Origin of the sequence: Mycobacterium sp. PSTR-4-N (assembly GCF_022348085.1) — a bacterium.
GTDB lineage: Bacteria > Actinomycetota > Actinomycetes > Mycobacteriales > Mycobacteriaceae > Mycobacterium.
This window is the reverse complement of record NZ_JAKRFN010000022.1, coordinates 26,741-52,008: the sequence shown is the minus strand read 5'-3', so window position 1 is coordinate 52,008 and position 25,268 is coordinate 26,741. Positions and strand designations below refer to the sequence as shown.

General features: G+C 69.3%; 23 protein-coding genes. 8 read left to right on the top strand and 15 right to left on the bottom strand.

The features are described 5' to 3' along the window. Positions 1–112 precede the first annotated feature (112 nt). The 6 genes from MHN84_RS23645 to MHN84_RS23620 form a co-directional block, all read right to left on the bottom strand. Positions 113–730, bottom strand: a complete 618-nt coding sequence (locus MHN84_RS23645) for a DNA-3-methyladenine glycosylase I (protein ID WP_241206951.1) — start codon at positions 728–730, stop codon at positions 113–115. Next, positions 727–1,029 carry a DivIVA domain-containing protein gene (locus tag MHN84_RS23640; protein WP_241206950.1) on the bottom strand — a complete coding sequence of 101 codons (303 nt, stop codon included), beginning with the start codon at positions 1,027–1,029 and terminating at the stop codon, positions 727–729. The genes MHN84_RS23645 and MHN84_RS23640 overlap by 4 nt, the downstream gene beginning before the upstream one ends. Positions 1,030–1,060: 31 nt before the next feature. Then, positions 1,061–2,020 carry a glucosyl-3-phosphoglycerate synthase gene (locus tag MHN84_RS23635; RefSeq protein ID WP_374238410.1) on the bottom strand — a complete coding sequence of 320 codons (960 nt, stop codon included), beginning with the start codon at positions 2,018–2,020 and terminating at the stop codon, positions 1,061–1,063. Next, on the bottom strand, positions 2,017–2,841 hold the full coding sequence (gene folP / locus MHN84_RS23630; RefSeq protein ID WP_241207003.1) for a dihydropteroate synthase: 825 nt from the start codon (positions 2,839–2,841) through the stop codon (positions 2,017–2,019). The genes MHN84_RS23635 and folP overlap by 4 nt, the downstream gene beginning before the upstream one ends. A gap of 129 nt (positions 2,842–2,970) precedes the next feature. Then, a complete protein-coding gene (fadD6, locus tag MHN84_RS23625; protein ID WP_241206949.1) occupies positions 2,971–4,779 on the bottom strand; it encodes a long-chain-acyl-CoA synthetase FadD6 in 1,809 nt (602 codons plus the stop codon). Further along, positions 4,776–5,378, bottom strand: a complete 603-nt coding sequence (locus tag MHN84_RS23620) for a TIGR00730 family Rossman fold protein (RefSeq protein ID WP_241206948.1) — start codon at positions 5,376–5,378, stop codon at positions 4,776–4,778. The genes fadD6 and MHN84_RS23620 overlap by 4 nt, the downstream gene beginning before the upstream one ends. Before the next feature lie 49 nt (positions 5,379–5,427). Between MHN84_RS23620 and MHN84_RS23615 the strand changes: the two genes are divergently transcribed. After that, the gene (locus tag MHN84_RS23615; RefSeq protein WP_241207002.1) at positions 5,428–7,410 is read left to right on the top strand and encodes an AAA family ATPase; all 1,983 of its coding nucleotides are present in this window, start codon (positions 5,428–5,430) and stop codon (positions 7,408–7,410) included. A gap of 7 nt (positions 7,411–7,417) precedes the next feature. Here MHN84_RS23615 and MHN84_RS23610 read toward each other — a convergent pair whose 3' ends face one another. Both MHN84_RS23610 and dapE read right to left on the bottom strand, forming a co-directional pair. Beyond that, a complete protein-coding gene (locus MHN84_RS23610; protein ID WP_241206947.1) occupies positions 7,418–9,028 on the bottom strand; it encodes an ABC-F family ATP-binding cassette domain-containing protein in 1,611 nt (536 codons plus the stop codon). Between the two features lie 80 nt (positions 9,029–9,108). Continuing rightward, positions 9,109–10,173, bottom strand: coding sequence for a succinyl-diaminopimelate desuccinylase (dapE, locus tag MHN84_RS23605; protein ID WP_241206946.1), 1,065 nt, complete (start codon positions 10,171–10,173; stop codon positions 9,109–9,111). Positions 10,174–10,227: 54 nt separating this feature from the next. Here dapE and MHN84_RS23600 point away from each other — a divergent pair, with 54 nt between their 5' ends. Both MHN84_RS23600 and MHN84_RS23595 read left to right on the top strand, forming a co-directional pair. After that, the gene (locus MHN84_RS23600; RefSeq protein WP_241206945.1) at positions 10,228–10,581 is read left to right on the top strand and encodes a YidH family protein; all 354 of its coding nucleotides are present in this window, start codon (positions 10,228–10,230) and stop codon (positions 10,579–10,581) included. Positions 10,582–10,592: 11 nt separating this feature from the next. Then, entirely contained in the window at positions 10,593–10,901 is a 309-nt protein-coding gene (locus MHN84_RS23595) for a DUF202 domain-containing protein (protein WP_241206944.1), read from the top strand. 4 nt (positions 10,902–10,905) lie between these two features. On the opposite strand, the gene MHN84_RS23590 is transcribed toward MHN84_RS23595, so the two are convergent. From MHN84_RS23590 to MHN84_RS23580, 3 genes are all read right to left on the bottom strand, one after another. Then, positions 10,906–11,922, bottom strand: coding sequence for an aminotransferase class IV (locus MHN84_RS23590; protein ID WP_241206943.1), 1,017 nt, complete (start codon positions 11,920–11,922; stop codon positions 10,906–10,908). A gap of 34 nt (positions 11,923–11,956) precedes the next feature. Next, complete coding sequence (locus MHN84_RS23585) at positions 11,957–13,459, bottom strand: APC family permease (protein ID WP_241206942.1); 1,503 nt, start codon at positions 13,457–13,459, stop codon at positions 11,957–11,959. A gap of 105 nt (positions 13,460–13,564) precedes the next feature. Next, positions 13,565–14,464, bottom strand: a complete 900-nt coding sequence (locus MHN84_RS23580; protein ID WP_241206941.1) for a LysR family transcriptional regulator — start codon at positions 14,462–14,464, stop codon at positions 13,565–13,567. 89 nt (positions 14,465–14,553) lie between these two features. On the opposite strand from MHN84_RS23580, the gene dapD reads away from it, so the two are divergent. Further along, positions 14,554–15,537: a 2,3,4,5-tetrahydropyridine-2,6-dicarboxylate N-succinyltransferase gene (gene dapD, locus MHN84_RS23575; protein ID WP_241206940.1), complete on the top strand. Its 984-nt coding sequence runs from the start codon at positions 14,554–14,556 to the stop codon at positions 15,535–15,537. A gap of 209 nt (positions 15,538–15,746) precedes the next feature. Further along, entirely contained in the window at positions 15,747–16,022 is a 276-nt protein-coding gene (locus tag MHN84_RS23570; RefSeq protein ID WP_241206939.1) for a DUF6480 family protein, read from the top strand. An 18-nt stretch (positions 16,023–16,040) separates the two neighbouring features. Here MHN84_RS23570 and MHN84_RS23565 read toward each other — a convergent pair whose 3' ends face one another. After that, complete coding sequence (locus tag MHN84_RS23565) at positions 16,041–17,216, bottom strand: ROK family transcriptional regulator (protein ID WP_241206938.1); 1,176 nt, start codon at positions 17,214–17,216, stop codon at positions 16,041–16,043. A gap of 50 nt (positions 17,217–17,266) precedes the next feature. Here MHN84_RS23565 and MHN84_RS23560 point away from each other — a divergent pair, with 50 nt between their 5' ends. Then, positions 17,267–18,445 (top strand): MFS transporter, encoded by a 1,179-nt coding sequence (locus MHN84_RS23560; protein ID WP_241206937.1) that lies wholly within the window; start codon positions 17,267–17,269, stop codon positions 18,443–18,445. 2 nt (positions 18,446–18,447) lie between these two features. Here MHN84_RS23560 and MHN84_RS23555 read toward each other — a convergent pair whose 3' ends face one another. Both MHN84_RS23555 and MHN84_RS23550 read right to left on the bottom strand, forming a co-directional pair. Continuing rightward, positions 18,448–19,122, bottom strand: coding sequence for a M15 family metallopeptidase (locus MHN84_RS23555; protein ID WP_241206936.1), 675 nt, complete (start codon positions 19,120–19,122; stop codon positions 18,448–18,450). After that, positions 19,122–20,537: an acyl-CoA synthetase gene (locus MHN84_RS23550; RefSeq protein ID WP_241206935.1), complete on the bottom strand. Its 1,416-nt coding sequence runs from the start codon at positions 20,535–20,537 to the stop codon at positions 19,122–19,124. The genes MHN84_RS23555 and MHN84_RS23550 overlap by 1 nt, the downstream gene beginning before the upstream one ends. Positions 20,538–20,587: 50 nt before the next feature. Here MHN84_RS23550 and MHN84_RS23545 point away from each other — a divergent pair, with 50 nt between their 5' ends. Further along, the gene (locus tag MHN84_RS23545; protein ID WP_241206934.1) at positions 20,588–21,124 is read left to right on the top strand and encodes an NUDIX hydrolase; all 537 of its coding nucleotides are present in this window, start codon (positions 20,588–20,590) and stop codon (positions 21,122–21,124) included. 160 nt (positions 21,125–21,284) lie between these two features. Beyond that, on the top strand, positions 21,285–21,779 hold the full coding sequence (locus MHN84_RS23540; RefSeq protein ID WP_241206933.1) for a hypothetical protein: 495 nt from the start codon (positions 21,285–21,287) through the stop codon (positions 21,777–21,779). A 3-nt stretch (positions 21,780–21,782) separates the two neighbouring features. Here MHN84_RS23540 and MHN84_RS23535 read toward each other — a convergent pair whose 3' ends face one another. Beyond that, the gene (locus MHN84_RS23535; protein ID WP_241206932.1) at positions 21,783–25,196 is read right to left on the bottom strand and encodes a bifunctional proline dehydrogenase/L-glutamate gamma-semialdehyde dehydrogenase; all 3,414 of its coding nucleotides are present in this window, start codon (positions 25,194–25,196) and stop codon (positions 21,783–21,785) included. Positions 25,197–25,268 lie beyond the last annotated feature (72 nt).

The window sequence follows — 25,268 nt, the reverse complement described above, 5'->3', positions numbered from 1 at the left end:
GGCCCGATTGGTCGTGCAAACTCCGATGACGTCGAACACTGACAGCATCGGCTCTGAACTGCTTCAGACGTCCATTGTTCCCTATCCACGCCATCTCGTGTGCAAAGACCCGCTATAGCTGCGCCTGCGGCTCGGTTCGCGGCACCCAGCAGTCGGCGACGTGGTCGTCCACCATGCCGGTCGCCTGCATCAGTGCATAGGCCGTCGTCGGGCCGACGAACCGGAACCCACGCCGTTTGAGTTCCTTGGCCATCGCGGTGGATTCCGGCGACGTGGCCGCGACCCCCGACAGGTCGACCGGCCGGGGTCGGGTGGCGCGGTCTGCCGGGGCGAAAGACCACAGCAGCTGGGCCAGGTCGCCGCCCGCATCGGTGAGATCGGCAACGGCTCGCGCGTTGGCGATGGTGGCCTCGATCTTGGACCGGTTGCGCACGATGCCGACATCGGACAGCAACCGCTCGACGTCGCGCTCGGTGTAGCGGGCCACCCGCTCCACGTCGAAGCCGTCGAACGCGGCGCGGAAATTCTCCCGCTTGCGCAGGATGATCAACCACGACAGACCGCTCTGGAACGCCTCGAGGCTGACCCGCTCGAACAGCGCACCCGAATCGTGCACCGGTTGGCCCCACTCGGTGTCGTGGTAGTCGCGGTAGAGCACGAAGTCGTCGTCGGAGAGGCGCGCCTGGTCGATCCAGCCGCACCGGACCCGACCGTCGGAGGCGACCGTCATGTGCCGTGCTGCGGAACGTCGCGCACCGCAGCGAGTTCGCCGCGCAGCTGATCGATCTCGCGGGCCAGGCGCTCGAGCGCCCAGTCGACCTCACTGGCCTTGTAGCCGCGCAACGTCTGGGTGAACTTCAGCGCCTCGACATCGGCCCCGGTGATCTCGGTGGCCGGCAACGAGGTGGCCGTGGTGGCTTTCGGCAGCGGCGGCAGCACCTCACCCCGGCCGAACAACACACTGCCGATCGCGAACAACACGATGCCGACGAGCACCAGCACGACGAGGTAGAGCAGAACGAGCGTCACACGTCGATAGTGCCTGAGTGCTCCGACAGAATCAGCGGGGACGCAGCGTGATCATCGGGGGCCGGTCGTCCAACGACACCGAGGACGTGCGAGGCGTGTAGTCCTCGCCGTCGGCGAAGAACTGAGTCAGCCCGACGCCGGAGTCCGGGATACCGCAGCGCTGCAGCAGCGTCGCGATGACCTGGCGGCTCATCGAGGCCAGCTCGGTCAGCGGGCGGTTGCGGTGCGTGCGGACGCCGAGATTGACCTGTGCGATCCCGTCGAGGCCCAGCCGGTCGTAGGCGTCGACAAGCAGCCCGATCTCCACGCCGTAGCCCGGGGCGAACGGCACAGCGGTCAGGAGTTCCCGGGTGCCGGCGTACTCGCCGCCCAGCGGCTGGTACAGGCACGACAGCTCCGGGCGCAGCGCTGCGAGCAGAGGCCGGGCCACCAGCTCGGTCACGCGACCGCCGCCGTTGGCGTCCTCGCGTCCGCTGACCTTCAGCGGGCGCCGGTAGAAGCCCTTGACCAGGTGCACGCCGTCAGCGGTGAGCAGCGGGCCGAGCAGCTTGGGCACGAACATCGGGTCCGGGTCGAGCAGATCCGAGTCGACGAATGCGATCAGGTCACCGGTCGTCGCGGCCAGCGAACGCCACAGCACCTCACCCTTGCCGGGCGCGGGCGCCACCTCAGGCAACGCGGCCTCGCGGCTGATCACCCGAGCGCCCGCGGCCAGCGCGCGGATCTCGGTGTCGTCGGTGGATCCGGAGTCGAGCACCACGAGCTCGTCGACCAGTCCGCCCAGCAGCGGCGTGATCGTCTCGACCACACCGGCGACGGTCTCTTCCTCGTTCAGCGCAGGCAGGACCACCGAGACGGTGCGCCCCTTCTTCGCGGCTTCCAGCTCGGCAACCGTCCAGGTCGGACGGCTCCAGCTGTGGTCGGTCAGCCAGCGGTGCTCGGCCATTCCCGCAGGGCCCGTTCCCGTGATGCGCTCACTCAAGACCGTCATGCCAGTCCCCTCACCGTGCGTTGTGGCGGACGGACGCCGTTGATCGACGCCACCATGTCCAGTACCCGACGTGTGGGGCCCACCTCGTGCACACGGAACATGGCGGCTCCCTCGGCGGCCGCGAGTGCGGTCGCGGCCAGGGTGCCTTCCAGGCGCTCGGTGAGTCCCACACCGAGAGTCTCCCCGACGAAATCTTTGTTGCTCAGGGCCATCAGGACGGGCCATCCAGTGTTAACAAGCTCTTTTACGTGCCGCAACAAAGTAAGACCGTGGTAAGTGTTCTTGCCGAAATCATGGGTCGGATCGATCACGATGCCGTCCCGTCGGACGCCGTGGGACAGGGCCCGCTCGGCGGCGGCGGTCACCTCGGCGAGCACGTCGTCGACCACGCCGCGTTCGGTGATCCCGTAGTTGACCCGGAACGGCCGGGTCCGCGGGACCGCCCCGCCGGTGTGTGAGCACACCAGGCCCGCGTTGAACTCCGCGGCGACGGCCGGCAGCTCGGGGTCCGCACCGCCCCAGGTGTCGTTGATCAGGTCCGCGCCGGCCGCGCAGGCCTGCTTGGCGACCTCGGCGCGCCACGTGTCGACACTGATCAACTGGTCGGGAAAGGTGCCGCGCAGCCATTCGATGAACGGCACGACGCGGGCGATCTCCTCGTCGACGTCCACGGTCTGGCCCGGCCCGGCCTTGACCCCGCCCACGTCGACGACGTCGGCGCCGTCGGCGACGACGCGGTGCGCAGCCTCCTTGGCGGCGTCGTCGGTGAACGTGGCGCCCCGGTCGTAGAAAGAATCCGGCGTCCGGTTGACGATCGCCATGATCAGCGCACGATCACCGGCCACCGGCCGCCCGAGAAACGTCGACTGCACGCCCTTCAGGCTACGGACCACGGCGTATCGGGCGCGCTTACCGACATCTGACGTCGGTCAGCACGCCCGACTCAGCGATTACTTCGGCTTCTTGCCCGCGGCGACCTCGTCGGGGTACTCGTCGTAGAACTCCACGTACCCCTCCTCCTTGCCCGAGAGCACGTAGATCGGGTCCTCGATCTCCACGTCCTCGGTGTCGTCGTCGTCGCCGGAGGCCTTGCCGTAGCCCTCCTTACGCAAATCACCCTTCTGCGACTTGAACGTTGAGGTGTGCGCGAGTTCCTCGACCACGCGGACGAACAGCGGCACCGCGTAGCCGGGCAGTTTGTCGTAGGCGGCCTTGGCCAGCGACTTGCCGTCGAACTCCTGGCCTTCTTTGAGTTGCACGGCGGCCATCCCCGCGCGGCCGCTCGCGCCCGGCACCTCGACCCCGAACACCGTGGCCTCCTCGACCTGCGGATCCGTCGAGATCGCGGCCTCGACCTCGGTGGTCGCGACGTTCTCGCCCTTCCACCGGAACGTGTCGCCGAGGCGGTCGGTGAACGCGGCGTGCCCGAAGCCCTGCGCGCGCATCAGGTCGCCGGTGTTGAACCAGACGTCGCCCTCCTTGAAGGCGTCGCGCACCAGCTTCTTCTCGGTGGCCTCTTTGTCGGTGTAGCCGTCGAAGGGCTGGAAGTTGCTGACCTTGGACAGCAGCAGACCCGGCTGGCCGTTCTTGACCTTGCGCAGCCGGCCGTTCTCGTCGCGCTTGGGGTCGCCGGTCTCCTCGTCGTATTCGACGAACGCCACGGGGGTGGGGCAGATGCCGGTCGTCTTGTCGATGTTGAGCACGTTGACGAACGCGGTGTTGCCTTCGCTGGCCGCGTAGAACTCGCAGACCCGCTTGATGCCGAACCGTTCGGTGAACTCGTCCCAGATCGCCGGCCGCAGTCCGTTGCCGGCGATGACGCGGACCTTGTGCTGGCGATCGGTCGGCTTCTCCTCCTTGCCGAGCAGATAAGTGCAGATCTCGCCGATGTAGACGAACGCGGTGGCCTCGTAGCGGATGACGTCGTCCCAGAACTTCGACGCCGAGAACGACTTGCCCAGCGCCAGCGTCGCACCCGAGTTCAGCACCGAGGACAGCGCGACCGTCAGCGCGTTGTTGTGGTAGAGCGGCAGGCAGCAGTACAGGGTGTCGCTGCTGTTGAGCCGCATGCCCAGGCCGCCGAAGCCGGCCAGCGCCCGCAGCCAGCGGTAGTGCGTCATCACGCTGGCCTTCGGCATGCCCGTGGTGCCGGAGGTGAAGATGTAAAAGGCCTTGTCCTTGGCGAGCACCGCCGATGTGGTCGCGGGGTTGGTGGTCGGCGCGCCCTGCGCCTTCTCCTTCATTTCGTCGACGGTGACCAGCCCGGAGGTGTCGGCGCCGCTCTCGGTGATCGGATCGACCAGGTCGACCTCGGCGACCACGACCTTGGCTTCGAGCAGCCCCAGGCTGTGGGCGAGCACGTCGCCGCGCTGGTGGTAGTTGATCATCCCGGCGATGGCGCCGCACTTGACCGCGGCGAGCATCAGCAACACCGAGTCCGGGGAGTTGCGCAGCATGACGCCGACGACGTCGCCGTGGCCGACGCCGCGCGCGGCGAGAACCGCGGCGTAGCGGTTGACCGTCTCGTTGGCCTCGCCGTAGGTGAGCTCGGTGTCCTCGAACTTGATGAACACCTTGTCGGCGTAGCGGCCGGCGCGGTCCTGGAACACCTTGCCGATCGAGGTCTTCGCCGTCGGACGGGCCAGGAACCCGGTGACGACGCCCTGCACGATCGTCGGCGTGTCCATCAGCAATCCCGGTACCTGGCTCGCGATGTCGAGGACCCCGACACTGCTCCGCTTCCCGGATTTACCGCTCATTCCCGCTCCCCTTGTTCCTCGGTGGTCGTGTCTCGGTCACCCTGGCCCGGTGCGCATGCGGCCAGAGCAGCCTCGATGTCGTCGACGACTTCCAGTCGCGCCAGCGCGCCGTCGGCGACATAGCCGCTCTGGACCAGCCCGCGTAGCCAGTCCAGAAGCCCCTCGTAGTGCCCCCAAGTGTCGAGCATCACGATCGGCTTGGTGTGCATACCCAAATAGCCCGCTGTCCAGGCTTCGAAGAATTCTTCGAGGGTGCCGATGCCCCCGGGCAGCGCGATGAACGCATCGGCGCGGTCCTCCATGACCTGTTTGCGCTCCCGCATCGTGTCGGTCACGACGAGCTCGTCGGCCTCGGTGTCGGCCACCTCCCGGTGCACGAGCGCCTTGGGGATCACGCCCACCGTGCTGCCGCCGTGCGAGCGGGCCGCCGCGGCCACTTCTCCCATCGCCGAGACGTTCCCGCCGCCGGAGACCAGCGTCCAGCCGCGGTCGGCGATGGCGGCGCCGAGACGCCGGGCGAGGTCCAGCAGGCGGGGTTCCGTGGGGCCCGAGGCGCAGTACACGCAGACGGCCCATCGGCGATCGGGTTCTGGGGACACGACCTAAAACTTAGCCGCAGACGAATAGGCTGGGCCGGTGCCCGTGCCTGTGCCGCTCACCTGGGTGACCGCACCCGACGAGCCCGCGCTGACACAGTTGGAGACCGGCGTTCGCGATCGCTCGGGGGCGGCGTTGATCGGGCCGGCCGGCGTCGGCAAGACGTGGCTGTTGCGCCGGGCGGCGGAGCGCCTCGGACCTAACGTCCCACGGGTCGATTGGATACGGGCGACGGCGACGCGCACGGCGATCCCGTTCGCCGCCGTGGAGCATCTCGTCGACATCTCGGACACCGGGAAGACGGCAGCGGTCCTGCGGGCGGCGCGCGACCGTCTCGGTGACGGCCGGTTGCTCGTGGTCGATGACGCGCACCTGCTCGAGCCGTTGTCGGCCGCGCTGATCTACCAGCTGGCGGTCGGCGCCACGGTGCGCCTGCTGCTCTCGGCCAGCGTCTCGGCGAACCCGGTACCCGCCGAGGTCAGTGCACTGTGGCGCGACGGCCTGGTGTCCCGCATCGACCTCGACCCGCCCGGACACGACGACGACCGGTTGATGGCCCATGTGGCCGACTTCGTCGACGCGGCGACGCCGCAGGTGCGCCGGGTGCTGGAGTACCTCGCGGTCTGCGATCCCCTGGGGCTCGAGGACCTGGCGGTGCTGACCAGCGCCGGCGCCGTCGACGAGGCCGTGTCGGCGGGCGCGATCTCGGTGGACGACGACGGGGTTCACCCGGCTCACCCGCTGTTCTGTGACGCCGTGCGTGCGGCGCTGGGCGGTCCGGAGATCCGGCGGCTGCGCACCGCGGTGGTGGGACGCCTGTCGACGGCGGGCCCGCGGGGTGTGGTCGCCCGGCTGCGCCTGGCGGCGCTGGCCGTGGGCAGCGACGAGCCGCCGCCGGTCGCGCAGGTGTGCGCCGCGGCCAGCGATGCCCTGCGGCTCGGTGATCTGGAACTGTCCGAGCGGCTGGGGCAGGCGGCGCTGGCCCAGACGCCCGATCTGGGCGCGCGTCTGACCGTCGGCTACGCGTTGGCCTGGCAGGGCCGCGGTCGCGACGCCGACGCGGTGCTCGCCGAGGTGGATCCCGCCGACTTGACCGAGGACGAGTTGCTGGCGTGGGCGCTGCCGACGGCGGCGAATCAGTTCTGGATGTTGTCCGAGCCCGAGCGGGCGACGGCGTTCCTGCAGACCACCCGGGGCAAGGCCAGCTCACCCGCAGCCCGCACCACGCTGGATGCGCTGTCGGCGACGTTCGCGATGAACGCCGGCAATCTCGGCAAGGCTGTCGAGCTGGCGGGTCAGGTGCTCGCCTCCCCCGACGCCGACGAGACCGCGGTCGGTTGGGCGGGTTCGGCGGCGGCGTTGTGCGCGGCCCGGATGGGCAAATTCGCCGAGGTCGACGCGGTGGCGGAGCGCGCGATGTCGGCCGGCCAGCCTGGCCTGCTGCGGTTCACCAGCGGCTTCGGCCAGACCACCGCGCTACTGATGGCCCGGGAGCCCGAACGCGCGTTGGCGCTGGCGCGGCGGCTCACCGATTTCGCCCAGCGCCGCCAGCCCGGCCGTGCGATCGGCGAGGTGCTGGTCGCCGACGTGCTGATCGCGACCGGCGAGACGGCGCAAGCGGTGGCGCTGTTGCGACAGTCCGCCGCCACGCTGGCCCCGACCGGCTACTCGTGGGGCCCGCTGGCCTGGATGCTGTTGGCGCAGGCACTCGGCCGGCTCGGCGACACCGTGGAGGCAGGAAAGGCGTTGTCGCGGGCCGAATCCCGGCACGGGCTCAAGTCGATGCTGTTCGCGCCCGAGCTGGCGCTGGCACGGGCGTGGACGATGTCGGCGCGCCGGGACACCCACGGCGCGGTCGCGGCGGCCCGGGATGCGGTCAAGGCCGCCGAGCGCGGAGGGCAGAAGGCGGTGGCGTTGCGCGCCGCGGCCGATGCGGTGGCGCTGGGCGATCCCCGAGGAGTCGACACGCTGACCCGGCTCGCGCGGGAGGTGCCGTGCGCCTTCGGGCGTGACGCGGTGGCCTCATCCGCCTGAACCGGCGTCAGCGCAGACCGCCTGCCCGCAGGTGCAGCACCCGGTCGACGCCGATCGCATCCAAAAACATCTCGTCGTGGCTCACGACGACGAAGGCGCCGCGGTAGGCCTGCAGGGCCTGTTCGAGTTGGGCGACGCTGACGAGATCGAGATTGTTGGTCGGCTCGTCGAGCAGCAGGAGCTCCGGCGCGGGTTCGGCGAACAGCACGCACGCCAGCGTGGCCCGCAACCGCTCACCGCCCGAGAGTGTCGACACCGTCCGGTCGACCGCCTCGTCGCCGAACAGGAGCTGCGCCAGCAGATGCCGTCGTCGCGTGACCGACAGGCCGGGCGCGTGGGCGGCGAGATTGTCGGCCAGCGTGGCATCGTCGTCGAGCAGATCGAGCCGCTGCGACAGGTACGCGACGCGGCCACCCGAGCGTTCCACGGTGCCGCGATCGGGTGCGAGATCGCCGAGCAGGACCCGAAGCAGCGTGGTCTTGCCGCTGCCATTGGGACCGGTGAGTGCGATCCGCTCGGGGCCACGGATCGAGAACTCGACACCCGAGAGCACCTCACGATCTGCGCGGGTCACCGCGATAGCGTTGCAACGCAACACCATACGTCCCGCTGGCACCGCCGTGTCCGGCAGATCGAGGGTGAGCGCGTCGTCGTCGCGCAGCAGCGTTTCGGCCTCGTTCAGCCGCGTCCGCGCGTCGTCGATGCGTCGCGCATGCACGTCGTCGGTACGTCCGGCGGTCTCCTGTGCGCGGCGCTTCATGGCTCCCGCAATGATTTTCGGTATGCCCGCGTCAGGCAGGGAGCGCTTGGCGGCACCGCTGCGCCGGTCGGCACGTTCGCGGGCCTGCTGACGATCACGCTTCTGCCGCTTGAGGTGCTGTTCAGCCTGGCGTACCGCGCTGCGCGCAGCGCTGTCTGCGGCGTCGACCGCGGCCCGATAGGCCGTGAAGTTCCCGCCGTAGGACGTGATCTCGCCGCCGCGCAGCTCGTCGATGCGGTCCATCCGGTCGAGCAGCATCCGGTCGTGGCTGACCAGCAGCAGGCAGCCGGGGACGTCGTCCAAGGCCTCGTAGAGCCGGCCGCGGGCATCGACGTCGAGGTTGTTGGTCGGCTCGTCGAGCAACAAAATATCGCTGCGCTGCAACAGTTCTCGTGCCAACCCCAACGTCACGACCTCACCGCCGGACAGGGTGCCCAACGACCTGTGCAAGCCGATGTGATCGAGCCCGAGACGGTCGAGCTGAGCGCGGGCACGCTCCTCGACGTCCCAGTCGTCGCCGATGGCGGTGAACACCTCGTCGCGAGAATCTCCGGCCGTCAATGCGTCGAGCGCGGCCAGCACGTCGGCGATGCCGAGCAGCTCGGCCACGGTCCCGTCGGTTCGGTCGTGGAGCAGCGGCAGGGTCTGGGGCAGGTAGCCGACTGTGCCGACGGTGCTCACCGACCCGGCGGCGGGGTGGAGTTCACCGGCGGCAAGGCGCAGCACCGTGCTCTTGCCGGCGCCGTTGGGTGCGACGAGCCCGGTGCGGCCGGGGCCGACGGTGAAGGACAGGTCTGTGAACAGCGGGGTCTCGTCGGGCCAGGCGAACGAGACGTGGGAGAAGACGATTGATGGCATGAGCGAACTCTCGAGACAGTGCGGACGAAGGGCACGTGAGTCGTCAGCGCGAGAGCATGGGTCCAGGGTAACCAGACCCGTCAACCGATTAAGTACCGCCGCAACGTCTCGGTGACCGCGCTGATCTGCGCGACGTCGACGTGTTCGTCGACGCGGTGCGCGGTGTTCGGGTCTCCCGGACCGTAATTCACCGCGGGCACTCCCAGCGCGGCGAATCGGGACACGTCGGTCCAGCCGTATTTCGCACGTACCGCTCCCCCGGCGGCCTGCACCAGCGCCGCGGCGGCCGGGCGCGTCAACCCGGGCAGCGCGCCGGCCGCCGAATCGGTCATCTCGATCGCCACGTCCAGTCCGTCGAACACGTCGAGCACGTGGGCGTAGGCGGCATCCACGGTGCGGTCGGGGGCGAACCGGAAGTTCACCGTGACCGAGGCGGCGTCGGGGATCACGTTGCCGGCGACACCGCCGTCGATGCGTACCGCCGACATCCCCTCGCGGTACACGCAGCCGTCGATGTCGACGCTGCGGGCCTGATAGTGCTGCAGCCGGGTCAGGACGGGCGCCAGTTTGTGAATCGCGTTGTCGCCCAACCAGGAACGCGCAGAATGTGCGCGGGTTCCGGCCGTCTGGATCACCACCCGCAACGTACCCTGGCAGCCGGCTTCGATGAGCCCGCCCGACGGCTCACCCAGGATCGCCACGTCGGCGGTCAGCCAGTCCGGCAGTTCGCGTTCGATGCGGCCGAGCCCGTTGGCCGACGCCTCGATCTCCTCGCAGTCGTAGAACACCAGCGTGATGTCGTGTGCGGGTTCGGTGACCGTGGCGGCGAGATGCAGGAACACCGCATCGCCGGACTTCATGTCGGAGGTCCCGCAACCGTAGAGGAGGTCGCCGTCGCGGCGGCTCGGCACGTTGTCCGCGGCGGGCACGGTGTCGGTGTGCCCGGCCAACAGCACCCGCGACGGCTTCCCGTACTGCGTGCGCGCCAGTACCGCGTCGCCGTGGCGGACGATCTCGAACCCGGTGGTCTGCGCGCGCAGCGCGGCCTCGATCTCGTCGGCGATGCGCGTCTCGTGGCGGGACTCACTGGGGATGTCCACCAGCGCCGCGGTCAACGCGATCGGGTCACCGTGAAGGTCGAGCACGAGACACCAGGTTAGTCGGTTCGCTAGCGTGAGACCGCGCTGGGAAGGAGCTCGATGCCACCATCGGAGCAGGAACCCGACTATCGGTTCACGCTGGCCAACGAACGTACTTTCCTGGCGTGGATCCGAACCGCGTTGGCGCTGATCGCCGGCGGGGTGGCCGTCGTGCAGTTCGCGCCGGCGTTCGGGATCGCCGGGGTGCGACATCTGCTCAGCGTGGTGCTGACCGCGGGCGGCGGCGTGCTGGCCGTGCTCGCCGTGCGCCGGTGGCGGGTGGTGCAGGACGCGATGCGCCGCGGCGTGGACCTGCCGCCCACACGCGTTCCCGCGGCGCTGGCCGCCGGCATCGTCGCTGTCACGTTCGGCGTGCTGGTGGTGTTGGTGATCTGGCCCCCGACCGGGCACTGAGGGGCGCTGACGTGGCGGAGAAGCCGGGCTTGCAGACCGAGCGGACCCTGCTGTCCTGGGAGCGCAGTTCCCTGGGCCTGATGGTCGGCGGCGCACTGATGCTGATTCGCCACCACGGCCCGCCGATCGCGGGCGGGCCGTGGCTGGCGACACTGGCCGGACTGTTGGCCATCGCCGTGCTGGTGCTGGGTTACCGGCGGTCGCGCCGCATCCGGACTCCCCACGCCGTCGAGGTGGCGGAGCTGGAAATCCGGGTGCTCGGCTACGGGACCGCGGTGTTCGCGGTGACCGCTGCGGTGGCGCTGGCCTTCTCGATGTGAGCGGTCAGTACTGGATGGCCTCGATCAGTGGCGACGGCTCGTCCATCAGCGCCCAGAAGCGGTCCCGGATGGCGACGGTCATCGGGCCCGGCTCGCCCGAGCCGATCGGCTCACCGTCGAGGGTGTTGATCGGGGTGACGCCACCTGCGGTGGTGACCGCCATGATCTCGTCGGCCTCGTAGAGCTCGTGGCTGGTGACGTCGCGCAGGCTCGCCTCGATGCCCATCGCGTCGGCGATCTCGAACACGGTCTTGCGGGTGATGCCCGGCAGCGCATTACGTGACGGGGACGCGAGGACGCCGTCTTTGACGATGCACACGTTGAACCCGGGCCCTTCGGCTACGCAGTTGTCGGAGTCCAGCAGGATCGCCGTCCGCGCGCCACGGTCCTTGGCCTCGAAGCTGGCCGCGGTGAGATCGCCCCACTGGTAGTTCTTGATCGTCGGGTCGACGGTGTTGCGGCCTGCGCGGCGCACGTGGCGCGGGACGACGGCGGTGGTGCCGAAGATTTGCTCGTACGGGGGGAACGCCCACAGGTAGGGAATCGCGTAGATGTACACCTGGTGGGTGAGCTTGGTCAGGTCCTTCTCGCCCTTGCGGCGTCCGTAGCCACGGGTGACCGTGAGGTTCACGAACGACTCGCGCAGCTGAGACATGCTCACGCACTTCTTGGTGATCTCGGCGAGTTCGTCTTTGCTCATTCCGGCGTCCAGGCGCAGCTTGCGGGCGCCGTCGAGCAGCCGGTCCAGGTGGTCGCCGAGCCGGAAGATGTTGCCGTGCCAGACATGGGCGACGGTGTAGGTCAGATCGGAGTGCCCGAACCCGGTGTCGAAGATCGAGATTCGCGCGTCCTCGGCGGGAATGAACTCGCCTTCGATCCAGGCCACGCCGCCGGCGTAGGGGCTCGAGGTGTCCAGTTCGTAATCGCTGTACTGGATCACCGAGCCGGGCGGGGTGTCCTCGCGGATGGCACCGGGCTCGACGGCGACCAGGTTGGACGTTCCTGTATCGGTAACAGTCATGGGAGACAATGCCTTTCGGTTCTAGGGATGGCGCTCAGAGGTTGTGGGTCTTGGCGTACGTCGCGCCGGCGTCACCGCGCGCCAGGCGCGACTTCAGCCCGGTGGCCCACCACAGCGCCGCGACGGCGACGATGCCGAGGAACACCCACTTGTTGGTGGTGAACTGCGGGAGGAAGAGCAGGGCGACCGCGACGCCGAGGAACACGACCAACGCCGTGACGTAGAGCGGGAGCCGGAACCGGCCCAGGTCGAAGGTGCCGGGTTCGCCGCGCGGAATGGTGCCGCGCCGGTAGCCGACGATCAGCCCGATGGTCTGCAGGATGTAGACGAAGAAGAACAGCAGCGACGCGATACCGATGATGTAGTTGAACGCCTTCTCGTTGACCAGCGCGGAGAGGAGCAGCAGCGCCGACAGGCAACCCAGCCCGAGCACCGCGTACGTCGGCGCCTTGGACTTGGGCGACACGTGGCGCCACACGTGCGAGAACGGCAGCATGTTGTCGCGGGCCATCGAGTACGTCAGCCGGGTGGCCACCAGGATGTTGGCCAGCAGGCAGGCCAGGATGTTCGTCAATGCCACGGCCACAACGATTTTCGTGACCACCGGGCCGGCCTGCTGGGTGATGATCTCCTCGATCGGTGCGGCCGAATTGGCCTCGACCGCGGCGGCATCCTTGATGGCCAGCACGTACACCACGTACATCAGGAACTCGATGACGATCGAGGTGACGAGCGCATAGAACATGGTCTTGGGCACCACGCGGCGGGCGTTCTTGGTCTCCTCGGCGACGTCGGCCCCGGACTCGACGCCGATCAGGCCGAAGAACGGTCCCAGCGCGGCAGCGAGCCAGGCCAGCATGTAGGAGTCCTTGTCGCCGGACTGCCCACCGGTGAACAGCGTCGAGATCGGCTGGTGGTTCTCCGGTGACGAGAACGCGATGATCGCGATCAGCGCGGTGGCGCCGACGGTGATGACCAGTTCGAGGCTGACGCCGATGTTGTTGACCATCGTCGCGAACCGCACGCCGTAGATGTTGATGAGCACGCAGACGAACACCACGCCGATCGCGAGCAGGATCTGCGCACTCTGGCTCATGCTCCAGCCGAACAGTCCGCCGAGGTAGCCGGACAGGATGAAGCCGACTCCTGTCATGCCGCAGACCCAGCCCAGCAGCGCGATGACGCCGGTGAACCAGGCCAGATTGGGTCCGTTGATCCGGCTGATCCACTGGTAGGAGTAGCCGGCCAGCGGCAGCTTGGCGGTCAGGTCGGCGGCGATGAACGTCCACAGCGCGAACACGGCGCCGGCCAGCAGCAGCGTCCACACGAACGGCGCACCGGCGGTGAAGTAGCCGGCGCCGAAACCGGTGAACACCGCGGTGGTCGCACTGATCGTCGCGAACCCGATGGCGAACGAGGCCAGGGTGCCGACCGAACGGTCCAGCTTCTGGGAGTAGCCGAGCTCGGCGAGCACGGCGTCTTCGTCGTTCGCGGGTGATGCGGATGAATGAGTCGGGCGGATGTCTGCGTCGGTCATGGTCACTCCAGGTCACGCTGGGGGGATGGACACTCCTGGACAGAATTCCGCCATCTCGGCGTCACCGGAAGTTCGATGTTTTGATCTACTCATAAACTCCGGTTATCACTCGGGCTCGGGCTCACCGGTGCTCCACTGCTCGGCCACCAACCGGACGAGGGCGTCGGCTTGAGGCGTCAGGCTGCCCGGGTTCCACGCGAGCGCGGTGTGGCTGGGCGGCCGGTCGCTGATCGGGACGTACGCGATGCCGGGCCGGTCGTAGAACCGGGCGACAGATGAGGTGGTGAAGCTGATCCCGAGCCCGCGCGCGATCGCCGTGGTCTCGGCCTCGTAGGTGGCGGCCACGGCCGCGATGGTCGGCGGCCGGTTACCGCGCACGTCCATCGCCAGCCAGTAATCGCGCCACGTGCCTGCCGTCAACGGAGCGCACACGATCGGATCGTCGAGCAGCTCGATGATCGAGATCTCGGCGCGCCCCGAGAGACGGTGATCCCGAGGCAGACAGGCCACCCACGACTCGGAGTCCAAGATCAGCATGCGGTGCTCGGGCAGGTCGACCGGCGGCCGGATGATCGCCACCTCGGTGGTCCCGTCGGCGAGACCTGCGGTCGGATCGGCGAAGTCGAACTCGATCGGCTCGACCGTGACGTCGGGGTAGGCGGCCTCGAAGTGGCGCACCAGCCGGAAGAGCAGGTCGGCTCCGGTGCCGATGAGGTAGCCGACCCGGAGAACGCCGCGGCGGGTACCGGAGAGCATGACGAGGTTGTCGACGACGGCGTCGACGCCGGCCAGCGCCTGCTGCACCTGGGGCAACCAGGCCGCGCCGAGGTCGGTGAGCGCGACCTCGCGGGTGTTGCGCCGGAACAGCACGACGCCGAAGTGCTGCTCGAGTTGCTTGATCGCGGTGGACAGTGCCGGCTGGGTGATGAACAGCTTCTCGGCGGCGCGGCGATAGTTCAGCTCCTCGCCGAGCACGGCGAAGTAACGCAGTTGGCGCAACGTCACGTCGGTACTCGTGGCACGCCTCCCGTCCGATCGGGGCCCGGGTCGGGACCTGTCACGCGATGCTAGGCCCACCGGTAGCCTGAGGCACCGTGACAACAGGTGCATCAGGTATCGGAGTGGCGACGATCGCGGCCGACGGATCCGTTCTCGACGTGTGGTTCCCGGCACCGGAGCTGTCAGAGGAGGGCGAGACCGGCGGGCAGGAGCGCAGCGACTCGGGGAATGTCTCCGGCACGGTGCGGTTGTCGGTGGCCGAGGTGCCCGCGGAGCTCGCCGAGCTCGCCGTCCCCGACGAGGACCGTGGGGTCGACGTCGTGGTGGTCCGCACCGCGATCGCGTCGCTGGACGACAAGGCCGTCGACGCCTACGACGCCTACCTGCGTCTGCATCTGCTCTCCCACCGGCTGGTGGCGCCGCACGGGCTCAACGCGGACGGGTTCTTCGGCGTGCTGACCAATGTGGCGTGGACCAACTACGGGCCCTGTGCTATCGACGGTTTTGAGACGGTGCGCGCCCGGTTGCGCCGCCGCGGCCCCGTCACCGTCTACGGCGTCGACAAGTTCCCGCGCATGGTCGACTACGTGATGCCGGCCGGGGTGCGCATCGCCGACGCGGACCGGGTGCGCCTGGGTGCACACCTGGCGCCGGGTACGACCGTCATGCACGAGGGCTTCGTGAACTACAACGCCGGCACCCTGGGCAGTTCGATGGTCGAGGGCCGCATCTCAGCCGGTGTCGTCGTCGGCGACGGATCCGATGTCGGGGGTGGCGCGTCGATCATGGGCACGCTCTCCGGCGGTGGCACGCAGGTGATCTCGATCGGTAAGCGGTGCCTGCTGGGCGCCAACGCAGGGCTCGGAATCTCGCTGGGCGACGACTGCGTGATCGAGGCCGGGCTGTACGTCACCGCGGGCACCAAGGTGACGACCTCTGACGGGCAGACGGTCAAGGCGCGTGAGCTCTCCGGGACGAACAATCTGTTGTTCCGCCGCAACTCGGTGACCGGCGCGGTCGAGGTGGTCAAGCGCGACGGTACCGGCATCACGCTGAACGAGGCCCTGCACGCCAACTAGCCCGGCGCGTTTCGGCGAGCGCGCGCGTTTGTACGTCGACACGCCGCGCGAGCCGGTAGTTTGCGCGCGTTCGGCGGTCCCGAACGCGCGCCGGGCGCCCGGGGCAGCCGTGACCGAACTCTGACGAACACCCCTGACGCGGCGGAATCCGTTTGCCGGACCACAGCACGCGGGGATTGACAGGGAAACCTGTCGACAGGAGTACAGCCATGGCGGCGAGTGCCGAGCACCCCACAGCGCTTCCCCCCGACCCGGACCCCAGCGATACCACGGGTCTCTCGCAGGGCGGAAGTGTGCAACCGGGTGACACCCCACCCGATTCGGGCTCACTGTCGGCGTCGGCAAACCAGAACCCGCCGCCGAAACACCGCTTCACACCGGTGGCGATCGCCGGCATGATCGGCGCCGGGATCGTCGTGGTTCTGTTCCTGACCGTCGCCATCGTCTACGGCTTGCAGGTGTTCGGCCTGATGGACCGGTGGTGATCTCCGGCGCGTACCAGGTCAGGCACCCTGCCGTGCCACCCACGCAGCCAGTGCGTCCGGCGACGTCGCACGGTCGAGCCCCGCGATCACGGCACCCTGCAGCGGCCCGTCCGCACCATGCTGCGCATCGCGCACCGGCGGCGGTGACGCCTTCCGGAACGCCATCAGCGCGTCACGGAAGGCGGCGGCGAAATCGTCGCTCGCCTGCGCCCGCAGCAGCGCGGCCACCCCGCCGAGCGTCACGACCTGCGGGTCGTGCAGGTTGACCAACGCACCGATGCCGCGGCCCAGGGAGACCGCCACCTGTCGAAAAGCTCTGCGAGAGAAGTCATCCCGCCGCGCCATCACGTCATGGACGTAGCGGGTCGGGTCGGACGGTTCCGGTTCGCCGAGATGACGCGCGAGTGCCCGACCGTCCACGGTCATATCCCAGCAAGCCATTGCGCCACATGGGCATTCGCGCCCCGGCTCACCGAAGGGGACGTGCCCGTACTCCCCCGCGGCGCCGTGCGCGCCCGCGACCGGTTCACCGCCCACGACCAATGCTCCGCCGATGCCCTGGGCGACCATCAGATGCAGCGCCGTCGTCACACCGCGAGCGGCGCCGGTGCGGGCCTCGGCCAGGCCGGCGAGGGTGGCGTCGTTGCCGAGGAGCACGGGCACCCGCCGCGGGATCTTCGCGGCCAGCACGGCCAAATCGACATCTCGTGAGCCACGGGCGGTGAACTGGACCAACTTGTTCTCGCTCACGGTTCCCGCGACCGAAATCGACAGCGCTGCACAGCGATCGGCGTGACGCCGGTACATCGCGCCGATCGCGCGCGACATCGTCGTCAGCGCGCCGGCGAGGTCATCGCCCGCATAGCCCTCGTGCGCCACGACGGCGAGCCGGCCGTCCACGCCGGCGACGGCCAGCCGCCAGTCGGCGGCTCCCAGTTCAGCCGCCAGGATCAGTGGACCCCCGTCGTGCGCGGCCAGCACCGCGGTAGGTCGGCCCCGGCCCTGCGCTGCCGCGGGGGCCTCGTCGAGCAGGCGGGCCTTGCGCAGCCGCGCCGCCAGCTCGCTGGCACTGCCGCTACCGATGCCGAGTCGGGACGCCGCCGCGGCGCGTGTGATGCCGGGTTCGTCCCGCATCACCGCGAGCAGCTGCGCGGCGGTGTGCCAACGCAACCGTTCGGCATGTGCAGAGACCATGCGCGATACTCCTTTTGAATAAACTCGCCGACTGAGTATATTAGGGACACGTGACTCTGACAGCCGACCAGGCGACGACGCGCGGTGTGCGTGACGCCCTGCCCGCCCTGCTCTCGCTGGCGCTGGCATCGGCGCTGGCGGTCACCACGGAAATGCTGCCCGTGGGGCTGCTGCCCGATCTGGGCGCGGCGTTCGGTGTCTCCGACTCGACCACAGGGCTGCTCGTCGGACTCTATGCCGTGATGGTGGCCATATGCGCCGTACCGCTGACGATCGCCACCTCGCGCTTCGCCCGTAAACCGCTGCTGATGGCCACAGTGGCCGGCTACGTGCTGAGCAACACCGTGGTCGCGCTCGCGCCCACCTTCGCCGTCGTCGCCGCCGGACGCGCGATCGGCGGACTCACCCACGCACTGTTCTTCGCGTTGCTCATCGGCTACTCGCCGCGGTTGGTGTCTCGCGCGCACGTGGGCCGGGCATTGGCGATCGCCGGCAGCGGGGTGTCCGCGGGCCTGGTGCTGGGTGTGCCGCTGCTGACCTCGCTCGGGGCCGCGGCCGGATGGCGCGCCGCGTTCATCACGCTGGCGGTGGCGTCGGTCGCGACGTTCGTGCTCGTCGGCGCCGTCCTCCCCCCGGTGGCCAACAGCCGACCGACCAGCAGGCCCGAGCGCGGACGGCGGGGCATGCTCGTCGCGGTCTCCGCGTCCAACCTCGTCGTCTTCATCGGTCACTTCAGCGCCTACACCTTCATCAGCCTGCTGCTGCTGTCCAGCGGCGTCGGTCCGGCGTTCATCGGCCCGATCCTGCTCGGCTGCGGTGCGTGCGGCCTGCTCGGCCTCTGGTACGCCGGCAAGGGCCTCGATCGCAATCCTCGCCGCACCACGCTGATCCTGCTGCTGGCCACCGTGGCGGCCGTGGCACTGCTGGGCCTGGGTTGGCCCGCGCAGGTCGCGGTGCTGTGCGCGACGGCGCTGTGGTGCGCCGCGTTCGGCGGGGTGCCGTCGGTGTATCAGGCCTGCGCGGTGCGCACGCACGCGGTGTCCCCGGAACGCGCCGGGGCGTGGGTCAACGCCACGGCCAACGTCGGGATCGCGGGCGGATCAGCGCTCGGGGCGATGCTGCTCGACAGGCAGGGGCTGGGTGTGCTGCCCTGGGTCGCGGGCGCACTGATCTTCGGCGGGACGGCCATTGCTGCGTTGTCGCGCAGGGCCTTTCCGGCCCAGCCCTAGGCTCAGCCCGCGGCGTGGGGTCGTAGTGGCGGACAGTTGCCCGCAGCGTCGACCGCCAGTTCGTAGTGCCAGATCTCGTTCGCGTAGATCTGACAGAGCCCGAACTGCTTGCCGTTGGCCATCATCCACTCGTCGGCGGCCGTCGGACCGATGTCGACGGCTTCGCCCAGGACGTGTTTGGACACCTCCGGCGTGGCCACGAATTGCGCGGCGGCCGCCACGCTGCCGTAGTTGCGCACGGCGTCGTCGAACAACCGCTGTTGGAAGCCTTTCGAGCGCCACCCCGAGGTGATCCGGACATCGACACCCGCCGGTTGGGCAGCCCGGGCGGCGTTCTGCACAGCCTGCAGCAACGCCGGATTCATCTGCGAAAGGATCGGATTGGCGGAGTCGAACGGGGACAGCGTGGTGCCGTCGGGCAGCCAGCCGCCGGTGGTGTCGACGGCCGCGGATCCGATCGAGAGCGGTTCGACGGGCGGTGCCGGCGCGGCGGGCTCGGGCGGCGGGGGCAGCACGATGCTGGTCTGGACGAGCATCACCTGCGGCGGGGCTGGCATCGCCTGGGTGGCGTGACCGCAGGCTGCGACAGTGAGCGCGCTGCCGATCGCCGCGAGCGCGCGCGTTCTGCCAGAGGGGCGCGGCGTGTTGCGTACAGACCCGCGCGCTCGCGGGAGCATCAGAACTCCTGGAGCAGGAGCTTTTTCTGCACCTTGCCCATGCCGTTGCGGGGCAGCGCCTCGACGATGCGCACCTCCCGCGGTCGCTTGTGTACCGAGAGTTCCTGTGCGACATACTCGATCAGCTCGTCAGGCGCCGCGTCACCGACAACGAACGCGACGATCCGCTGTCCTAGGTCGGCGTCCGGAGCCCCGACGACCGCGACCTCGTTCACCCCGGCGTGCGCCAGCAACACCGTCTCGATCTCGCCGGCACCGATGCGGAAGCCACCGCTCTTGATCAGGTCGACCGATTCGCGCCCGACGATGCGGTGCATACCGCCCGCATCGATCACCGCGACGTCACCGGTGTGATACCAGCCGTCAGCGCTGAGCACGGCGGCGGTGGCGTCGGGCCGGTTCAGATAACCGTCGAACAGCGTGGGACTCTGCAGGTGCAGGGCGCCGATCGTCTCGCCGTCGTGCGGCGCGACCGTGCCGTCCTCGGCGAGCAGCCTCGTCGCCACCCCCTCGAGCGGCAAGCCCACCCAGCCGGGCCTGCGTTCACCGGATGCCAACGTGCTCAACGTGATCAGTGACTCGGTACTGCCGTAACGCTCGACCGGCTGGTGGCCGCTGAGCCCGGCCAACCCGTCGAACACCGGCACCGGCAGCGGCGCGCTTCCCGACACCAGCAGCCGCGCCGGCGCCATGGCCCGAGCGGCATCGCCGTCGTCGACGATGCGCGACCATACCGTGGGCACCCCGAACACCAGCGAGCCACCCTCGGATACGGCCTGCGCATAGTTCTGCGGCGACGGCTTGCCGGTGTGGACGAAGCGATTGCCGATGCGCAACGAACCCAGCAGTCCCAACACCAGACCGTGGACGTGGTACAGCGGCAGGCCGTGCACCAGCGTGTCCTCGGCGGTCCACTGCCAGGCGGCGGCGAGCATGTCGATGTCGGCCGCGATCGCGCGGCGGCTCAGCACCACGCCTTTGGGCGGGCCGGTGGTGCCGGAGGTGTAGATGATCAGCGCCGTCGCGTCCTGGGCGGGCTCGGCGTAGCGGTGCCAGGACCGCGCGTGCAGCCGCACCGGAATGTGCGGCAGCCCCCCGGTGTCCTCAGGGAGCTCGCCCAACCAGGCCAGCGCCCCTGAGTCGGTGAGGATGTGGCGGCGCTCGGCGGCACCCACGTCGGCGGGTACGGGAACGACGGGCACTCCGGCGATCAGCGCGCCGACGACGGCCAGCACGGTGGCGGCGGTCGGCCGGGCCAGCACGGCGACCGTGGCGGCGCCGGCGACCCGCTCGGCCACCGACGTGGCCGCGCCGACCAGGTCGCTGCGGCTCAGCGTCACGCCGTCGATCCGGACCGCGTCGTCGATGTCGGCGCCGGCGGCCACCGCCGCGGGGTTGAGAGAGGCCAGCAGCACGCACTGAGGCTACCCGGCCGGCCTGGGCGCGCTCCGGCGATACTGGGGCGATGGATTCGATCCGGGCGCTCGCGTCCCGCCAGATCTATCAGAACAACTGGCTGACCATCCGCGAGGACGACATCCAGCGCCCCGACGGCAGCCACGGCATCTACGCCGTCGTCGACAAGCCCACCTACGCGCTGGTGATCCCGCGAGACGGGCACCGGTTCCACCTCGTCGAACAGTTCCGCTATCCACTGGGGTTGCGGCGCTGGGAGTTTCCCCAAGGCACCGCCCCGGACCGCGCGCACCTCGAACCGGCCGCCCTTGCCGCGCGCGAGCTGCGAGAGGAGACCGGACTGACCGCCGCGACACTGACCGAGCTGGGCCTGCTCGACGTCGCGCCGGGAATGAGCAGCCAGCGCGGCCGGGTGTTCCTCGCCACCGACATCACCGAGGGTGCGCACGACCGTGAGCACGAGGAACAGGACATGCGCAGCGCGTGGTTCGAGCGCGCGGAGATCGAGCAGATGATGCGCGACGGCGTCATCACCGACGCGCAGTCGATGGCCGCGTGGACGTTGATGCTGCTGGCCGGCCATTGACGTCTCAGTGAGGTGCGGGCGCGTGCGAGATCAACCCGTGACGCAACCGTGCCCGTGTCGGCGGGGATGGGTGTCGGTCAGCGGAGATACCGTGCACAGATAACTGGAAGAACACTGTGTGTTCGCAACCCACTGTGTGATCGGAACTACGGCGAGGACCATGTCTGCCAGACGGAGCGCGTGCGCGTCAGCAATGCTCGTCGCGGCCGCGTGCGTCCATCCGACCGCCACGGCGACGGCAGTCCTGCCCGACTGGTCGGGGCGCTACACCGTGATCACGTTCGCGTCGAACAAGCTGGGCACCAGTATCGCCGCCCGCCAGCCCGAGCCCGACTTCCGGGCCCAGTACACGTTCACCACGTCGTGCGCGGGGACGTGCGTGGCGACGGCGACCGACGGTCCGGCCCCCAGCAATCCGACGGTCCCCCAGCCGAGCCGCTACACCTGGGACGGCAAACAGTGGGTGTTCAACTACAACTGGCAGTGGGAGTGCTACCGCGGCGACGACGTCCCCCGCGAATCCGTGCCCGCCCGCTCGCTGGTGTTCTACGCACCGACGTTGGACGGCTCGATGTACGGCAGCTGGCGCACCGAGATCCTCGAAGGTGTCTGCAGGGGCACCGTCATCATGCCGGTTGCCGCCTATCCCGCCTGAGCGCTAGTCGAAGAGACCCTCGACGAGTGCCGTGGGCGAGCCGAACCGGTGCGCGGTGACCGACACCGCTTGTTCGCGCAGGAAGGTGAGCATCTCGATCCGCCCCGCCTCGACCACCGGTTGTGCATACAGCGCTATGTCGGCCCTGCCGTCACTGGCCTCAGCGAACGCCTCACGCGAACCCCCGAGGAGACGGACACGTTCAGGAGTGTTGTCACGCAGGGTCTTTCGCCACGCGTTGGTGTCCTCGACACGACAGGCCACGCCATGGGCGTGCAGCAGCGCGGCGGTCGCCGACTCCAGGGGCACGGGAGTCGAGACGGTGACGTGGCTGCGCGCCAGCACCCCCGCGGCGACGACCCGCAGCAGCGCGACGGTCGAATCACCTTCGGCGCGCACCGTGACGGGCACGGGCCGATAGCGCAGGACGTTCTTCTCCGCCGCGAGACCCGTCACGTCGCGGGTCACCCCGAATTCCTGCTCCCACGCGAGTGCGTCGGAGGTCAGGGACCTCTGCAGGAACTCCGCGTTAACTTCGAGTTCAGCTGCCGCACTGAGGAAGTCGGCTATCACGGGCGTCAGGGAGGCACCGCGGGTCGCCGGTGTGCTGCGCCAGTCGGTGAGACCGACGAGGTAGTTCGGGCCGCCGGCCTTCGTACCGGCACCCACCGCCGACTTCTTCCACCCGCCGAAGGGTTGGCGCCGCACGATCGCGCCGACCGTCGATCGGTTCACGTAGGCGTTCCCGGCCTCCACGGCGTCGATCCAGCGTTCGATCTCGGCTCGGTCCAGGGAGTGCAACCCGGCGGTCAGGCCGTAATCCACCTCGTTCTGGATCGCGATCGCCTCGTCCAGGTCGGCGGCTTCCATGAGACCCAGTACGGGTCCGAAGTATTCGGTCAGGTGATACTCGGAGCCCCGGCGGACACCCGTCTTCACGCCGGGCGACCACAGCCGACCGGTGTCGTCCAGCCGGCGCGGTTCGACCAGCCACTGCTCCCCCGGCCCCAGCGTGGTCAAGGCCCGCAACAGCTTTCCGTCAGCGGGCTCGATCACCGGCCCCATCTGTGCGGTCGGGTCCGACGGATAGCCGACCGTCAGCGAGGTCACCGCGTCCATGAGCTGATTGCGCAGGCGTGCGGAGTGCGCGGCCGAACCGACCAGGATCGCCAGCGAGGCCGCCGAACACTTCTGGCCGGCATGCCCGAACGCCGAAGCGACCAGATCCTTGACAGCCAGGTCGATGTCGGCGTGCGGGGTGATCACCATGGCGTTCTTGCCGCTGGTCTCGGCGAGCAACGGCAGGTCCGGCCGCAGCCTGCGGAACAGCGCCGCCGTGTCGAACGCCCCGGTGAGGATCAGGCGCCCGACCCTCGGATCGGAGATCAGCTGCGAGCCGAGGTCACCTTCGTCGACGTGGACGAGCTGGAGCACGTCGCGCGGTACGCCGGCATCCCACAGCGCCTGGACCATCACCGAGCCGCACCGGCGGGCCTGCGTGGCCGGCTTGATGATGACCGCACTCCCCGCCGCCAGTGCCGCCAATGTCGAACCCGCCGGGATCGCGACCGGGAAGTTCCATGGCGGCGTCACGACGGTCAGCCCCACCGGGACAGCGACGGCACCGTCGACGTCGTCGAGGTTCTCGGCGAGGTGGGCATAGTAGTTCGCGAAGTCGATGGCCTCGGAGACCTCCGGATCGCCCTGGTCGAGGGTCTTGCCGGTCTCGGCCGCCATCACCTCGAGCAGTTCCGCGCGGGCGGCTTCCAGGGCGCCGGCGGCGCGGCGCAGGATCGCCGCACGCTGCGCGCCCGACTGGGCCGACCACGAGTCCCCCGCGGCGACGCCGGCGGCGATGATGCTCTCCAGGCGATCCGCACGCGTGACGGTGTGCTCCTCCACCAACGCGAGCCCCACCTGCGACCGGGCGATGCGCTCGGTGATGGCCCGGCCCCACGCCCGGTTGCCTGGCAGCGACGGATCGGAGTCGGCGACGTTGGCGAACACCGGCCGCATCGAATCGGCGGGTTCGTCGGTGCGCCGGTCCTGGCGGCGATTCGGCTGCGGCACATGGGTGTCCAGCGCGGCCAGCGATGCGACGAAGCGGTCTCTCTCCCGCTCGTAGAGGGACTGTTCGTCGTGCAGGTCGAACACCGCGGACATGAAGTTGTCCTGGCTCGCACCCTCTTCGAGCCGTCGCACCAGATAGGCGATCGCCGCGTCGAAGTCTTTCGGGTGCACCACGGGCACATACAGCAGCAGGCCTCCGACGGTGCGGCGCACGGCTTCGGCCTGGGCCTCGGCCATACCCAGCAGCATTTCGAAGTCGACGCGGTCGCGCACACCGCGGCGACCGGCCAGCACCCACGCGTACGCGATGTCGAACAGGTTGTGTCCGGCCACCCCGATGCGCACATTCGCCGTGCGGTCGGGGTGCAACGCGTAGTCGAGCACGCGCTTGTAGTTGGTGTCGGTGTCCTGCTTCGTCGGCCACGTCGCCACCGGCCACCCGTGCAGATCGGCTTCCACGTGCTCCATCGGCAGGTTGGCGCCCTTGACCAAGCGCACCTTGATGCCGGCGCCGCCGCGCCCTCTGCGAGCAGACGCCCACTCCTGCAGGCGCATCATGGCGGAGAGCGCATCCGGCAGGTACGCCTGCAGCACGATGCCGGCCTCCAGATGGACCAATTCGGGGCGATCCAACAGCCGGGTGAACACCGCGATCGTCATCTCCAGGTCGCGGTACTCCTCCATGTCGAGGTTGATGAACTTCTTGGTCGGCGAGGTGGCCGCGAGCGTGAACAGCGGCAGGAGGCTGCGCTCGACATGGTCGACCGCCTCGTCGAACGCCCATGGCGAATGCGGAGGCACGGTCGCCGAGACCTTGATCGAGACGTAATCGACGTCCGGGCGCGCGAGCAGGCGTTCAGTTCCGTCGAGGCGCCGTTGCGCTTCCCCGCGCCCCAGCACGGCCTCGCCCAGCAGGTTGATGTTGAGCCCCACCCCGCGCTTGCGGATGCGGGCGATGGACGGGCCGAGGCGCCGGTCGGTGGCGTCGACCAAAAGATGTCCGACCATGCTGCGCAGGGCCTTTCGCGCGATCGGAATGACCAGACCGGGAATCACCAGCGACAGGGTCGCGCCCAGCGAGATCAGGCGGCGCAGGTGCCACGGCAGGAACCCGGGCGCGGTGCGGGCGAGCTCGCGCAGGTTGGCGGCAGCGACGCGGTGGTCGTCGGGACGGATCACGCGGTCGACGAATCCGACGGTGAAGTCGAGTCCGGCCGGATCGCGAAGAACGTCGGCCAGCCGGCGAGCGGCTGCGGTGTCCCGTCGGCCCGCGGCGTCGTCGAGCCACTCGCGGACCAGGGTCTCGACGTCGGTGAGCACGTCAACATCGCGGTCGATCAGTGTCATGTCTTCCATGATCCGCGGCCAAGAACCCTAAAATAAAGCGATGTTTTGTGAAGGAAATGCGTAAGTAGACGT

Excerpts from the sequence above, each read along its gene's own strand:
- MHN84_RS23635 (WP_374238410.1), bottom strand. The coding sequence starts at position 2,020 with ATGACGGTCTTGAGTGAGCGCATCACGGGAACGGGCCCTGCGGGAATG.
- MHN84_RS23570 (WP_241206939.1), top strand. The coding sequence starts at position 15,747 with ATGGCGGCGAGTGCCGAGCACCCCACAGCGCTTCCCCCCGACCCGGAC.
- MHN84_RS23585 (WP_241206942.1), bottom strand. The coding sequence starts at position 13,459 with ATGACCGACGCAGACATCCGCCCGACTCATTCATCCGCATCACCCGCG.
- MHN84_RS23540 (WP_241206933.1), top strand. The coding sequence starts at position 21,285 with ATGTCTGCCAGACGGAGCGCGTGCGCGTCAGCAATGCTCGTCGCGGCC.
- MHN84_RS23535 (WP_241206932.1), bottom strand. The coding sequence starts at position 25,196 with ATGACACTGATCGACCGCGATGTTGACGTGCTCACCGACGTCGAGACC.
- fadD6 (WP_241206949.1), bottom strand. The coding sequence starts at position 4,779 with ATGAGCGGTAAATCCGGGAAGCGGAGCAGTGTCGGGGTCCTCGACATC.
- MHN84_RS23600 (WP_241206945.1), top strand. The coding sequence starts at position 10,228 with ATGCCACCATCGGAGCAGGAACCCGACTATCGGTTCACGCTGGCCAAC.
- MHN84_RS23610 (WP_241206947.1), bottom strand. The coding sequence starts at position 9,028 with ATGCCATCAATCGTCTTCTCCCACGTCTCGTTCGCCTGGCCCGACGAG.
- folP (WP_241207003.1), bottom strand. The coding sequence starts at position 2,841 with ATGGCGATCGTCAACCGGACGCCGGATTCTTTCTACGACCGGGGCGCC.
- MHN84_RS23545 (WP_241206934.1), top strand. The coding sequence starts at position 20,588 with ATGGATTCGATCCGGGCGCTCGCGTCCCGCCAGATCTATCAGAACAAC.
- MHN84_RS23565 (WP_241206938.1), bottom strand. The coding sequence starts at position 17,216 with ATGGTCTCTGCACATGCCGAACGGTTGCGTTGGCACACCGCCGCGCAG.
- MHN84_RS23590 (WP_241206943.1), bottom strand. The coding sequence starts at position 11,922 with ATGACTGTTACCGATACAGGAACGTCCAACCTGGTCGCCGTCGAGCCC.
- MHN84_RS23555 (WP_241206936.1), bottom strand. The coding sequence starts at position 19,122 with ATGCTCCCGCGAGCGCGCGGGTCTGTACGCAACACGCCGCGCCCCTCT.
- MHN84_RS23645 (WP_241206951.1), bottom strand. The coding sequence starts at position 730 with ATGACGGTCGCCTCCGACGGTCGGGTCCGGTGCGGCTGGATCGACCAG.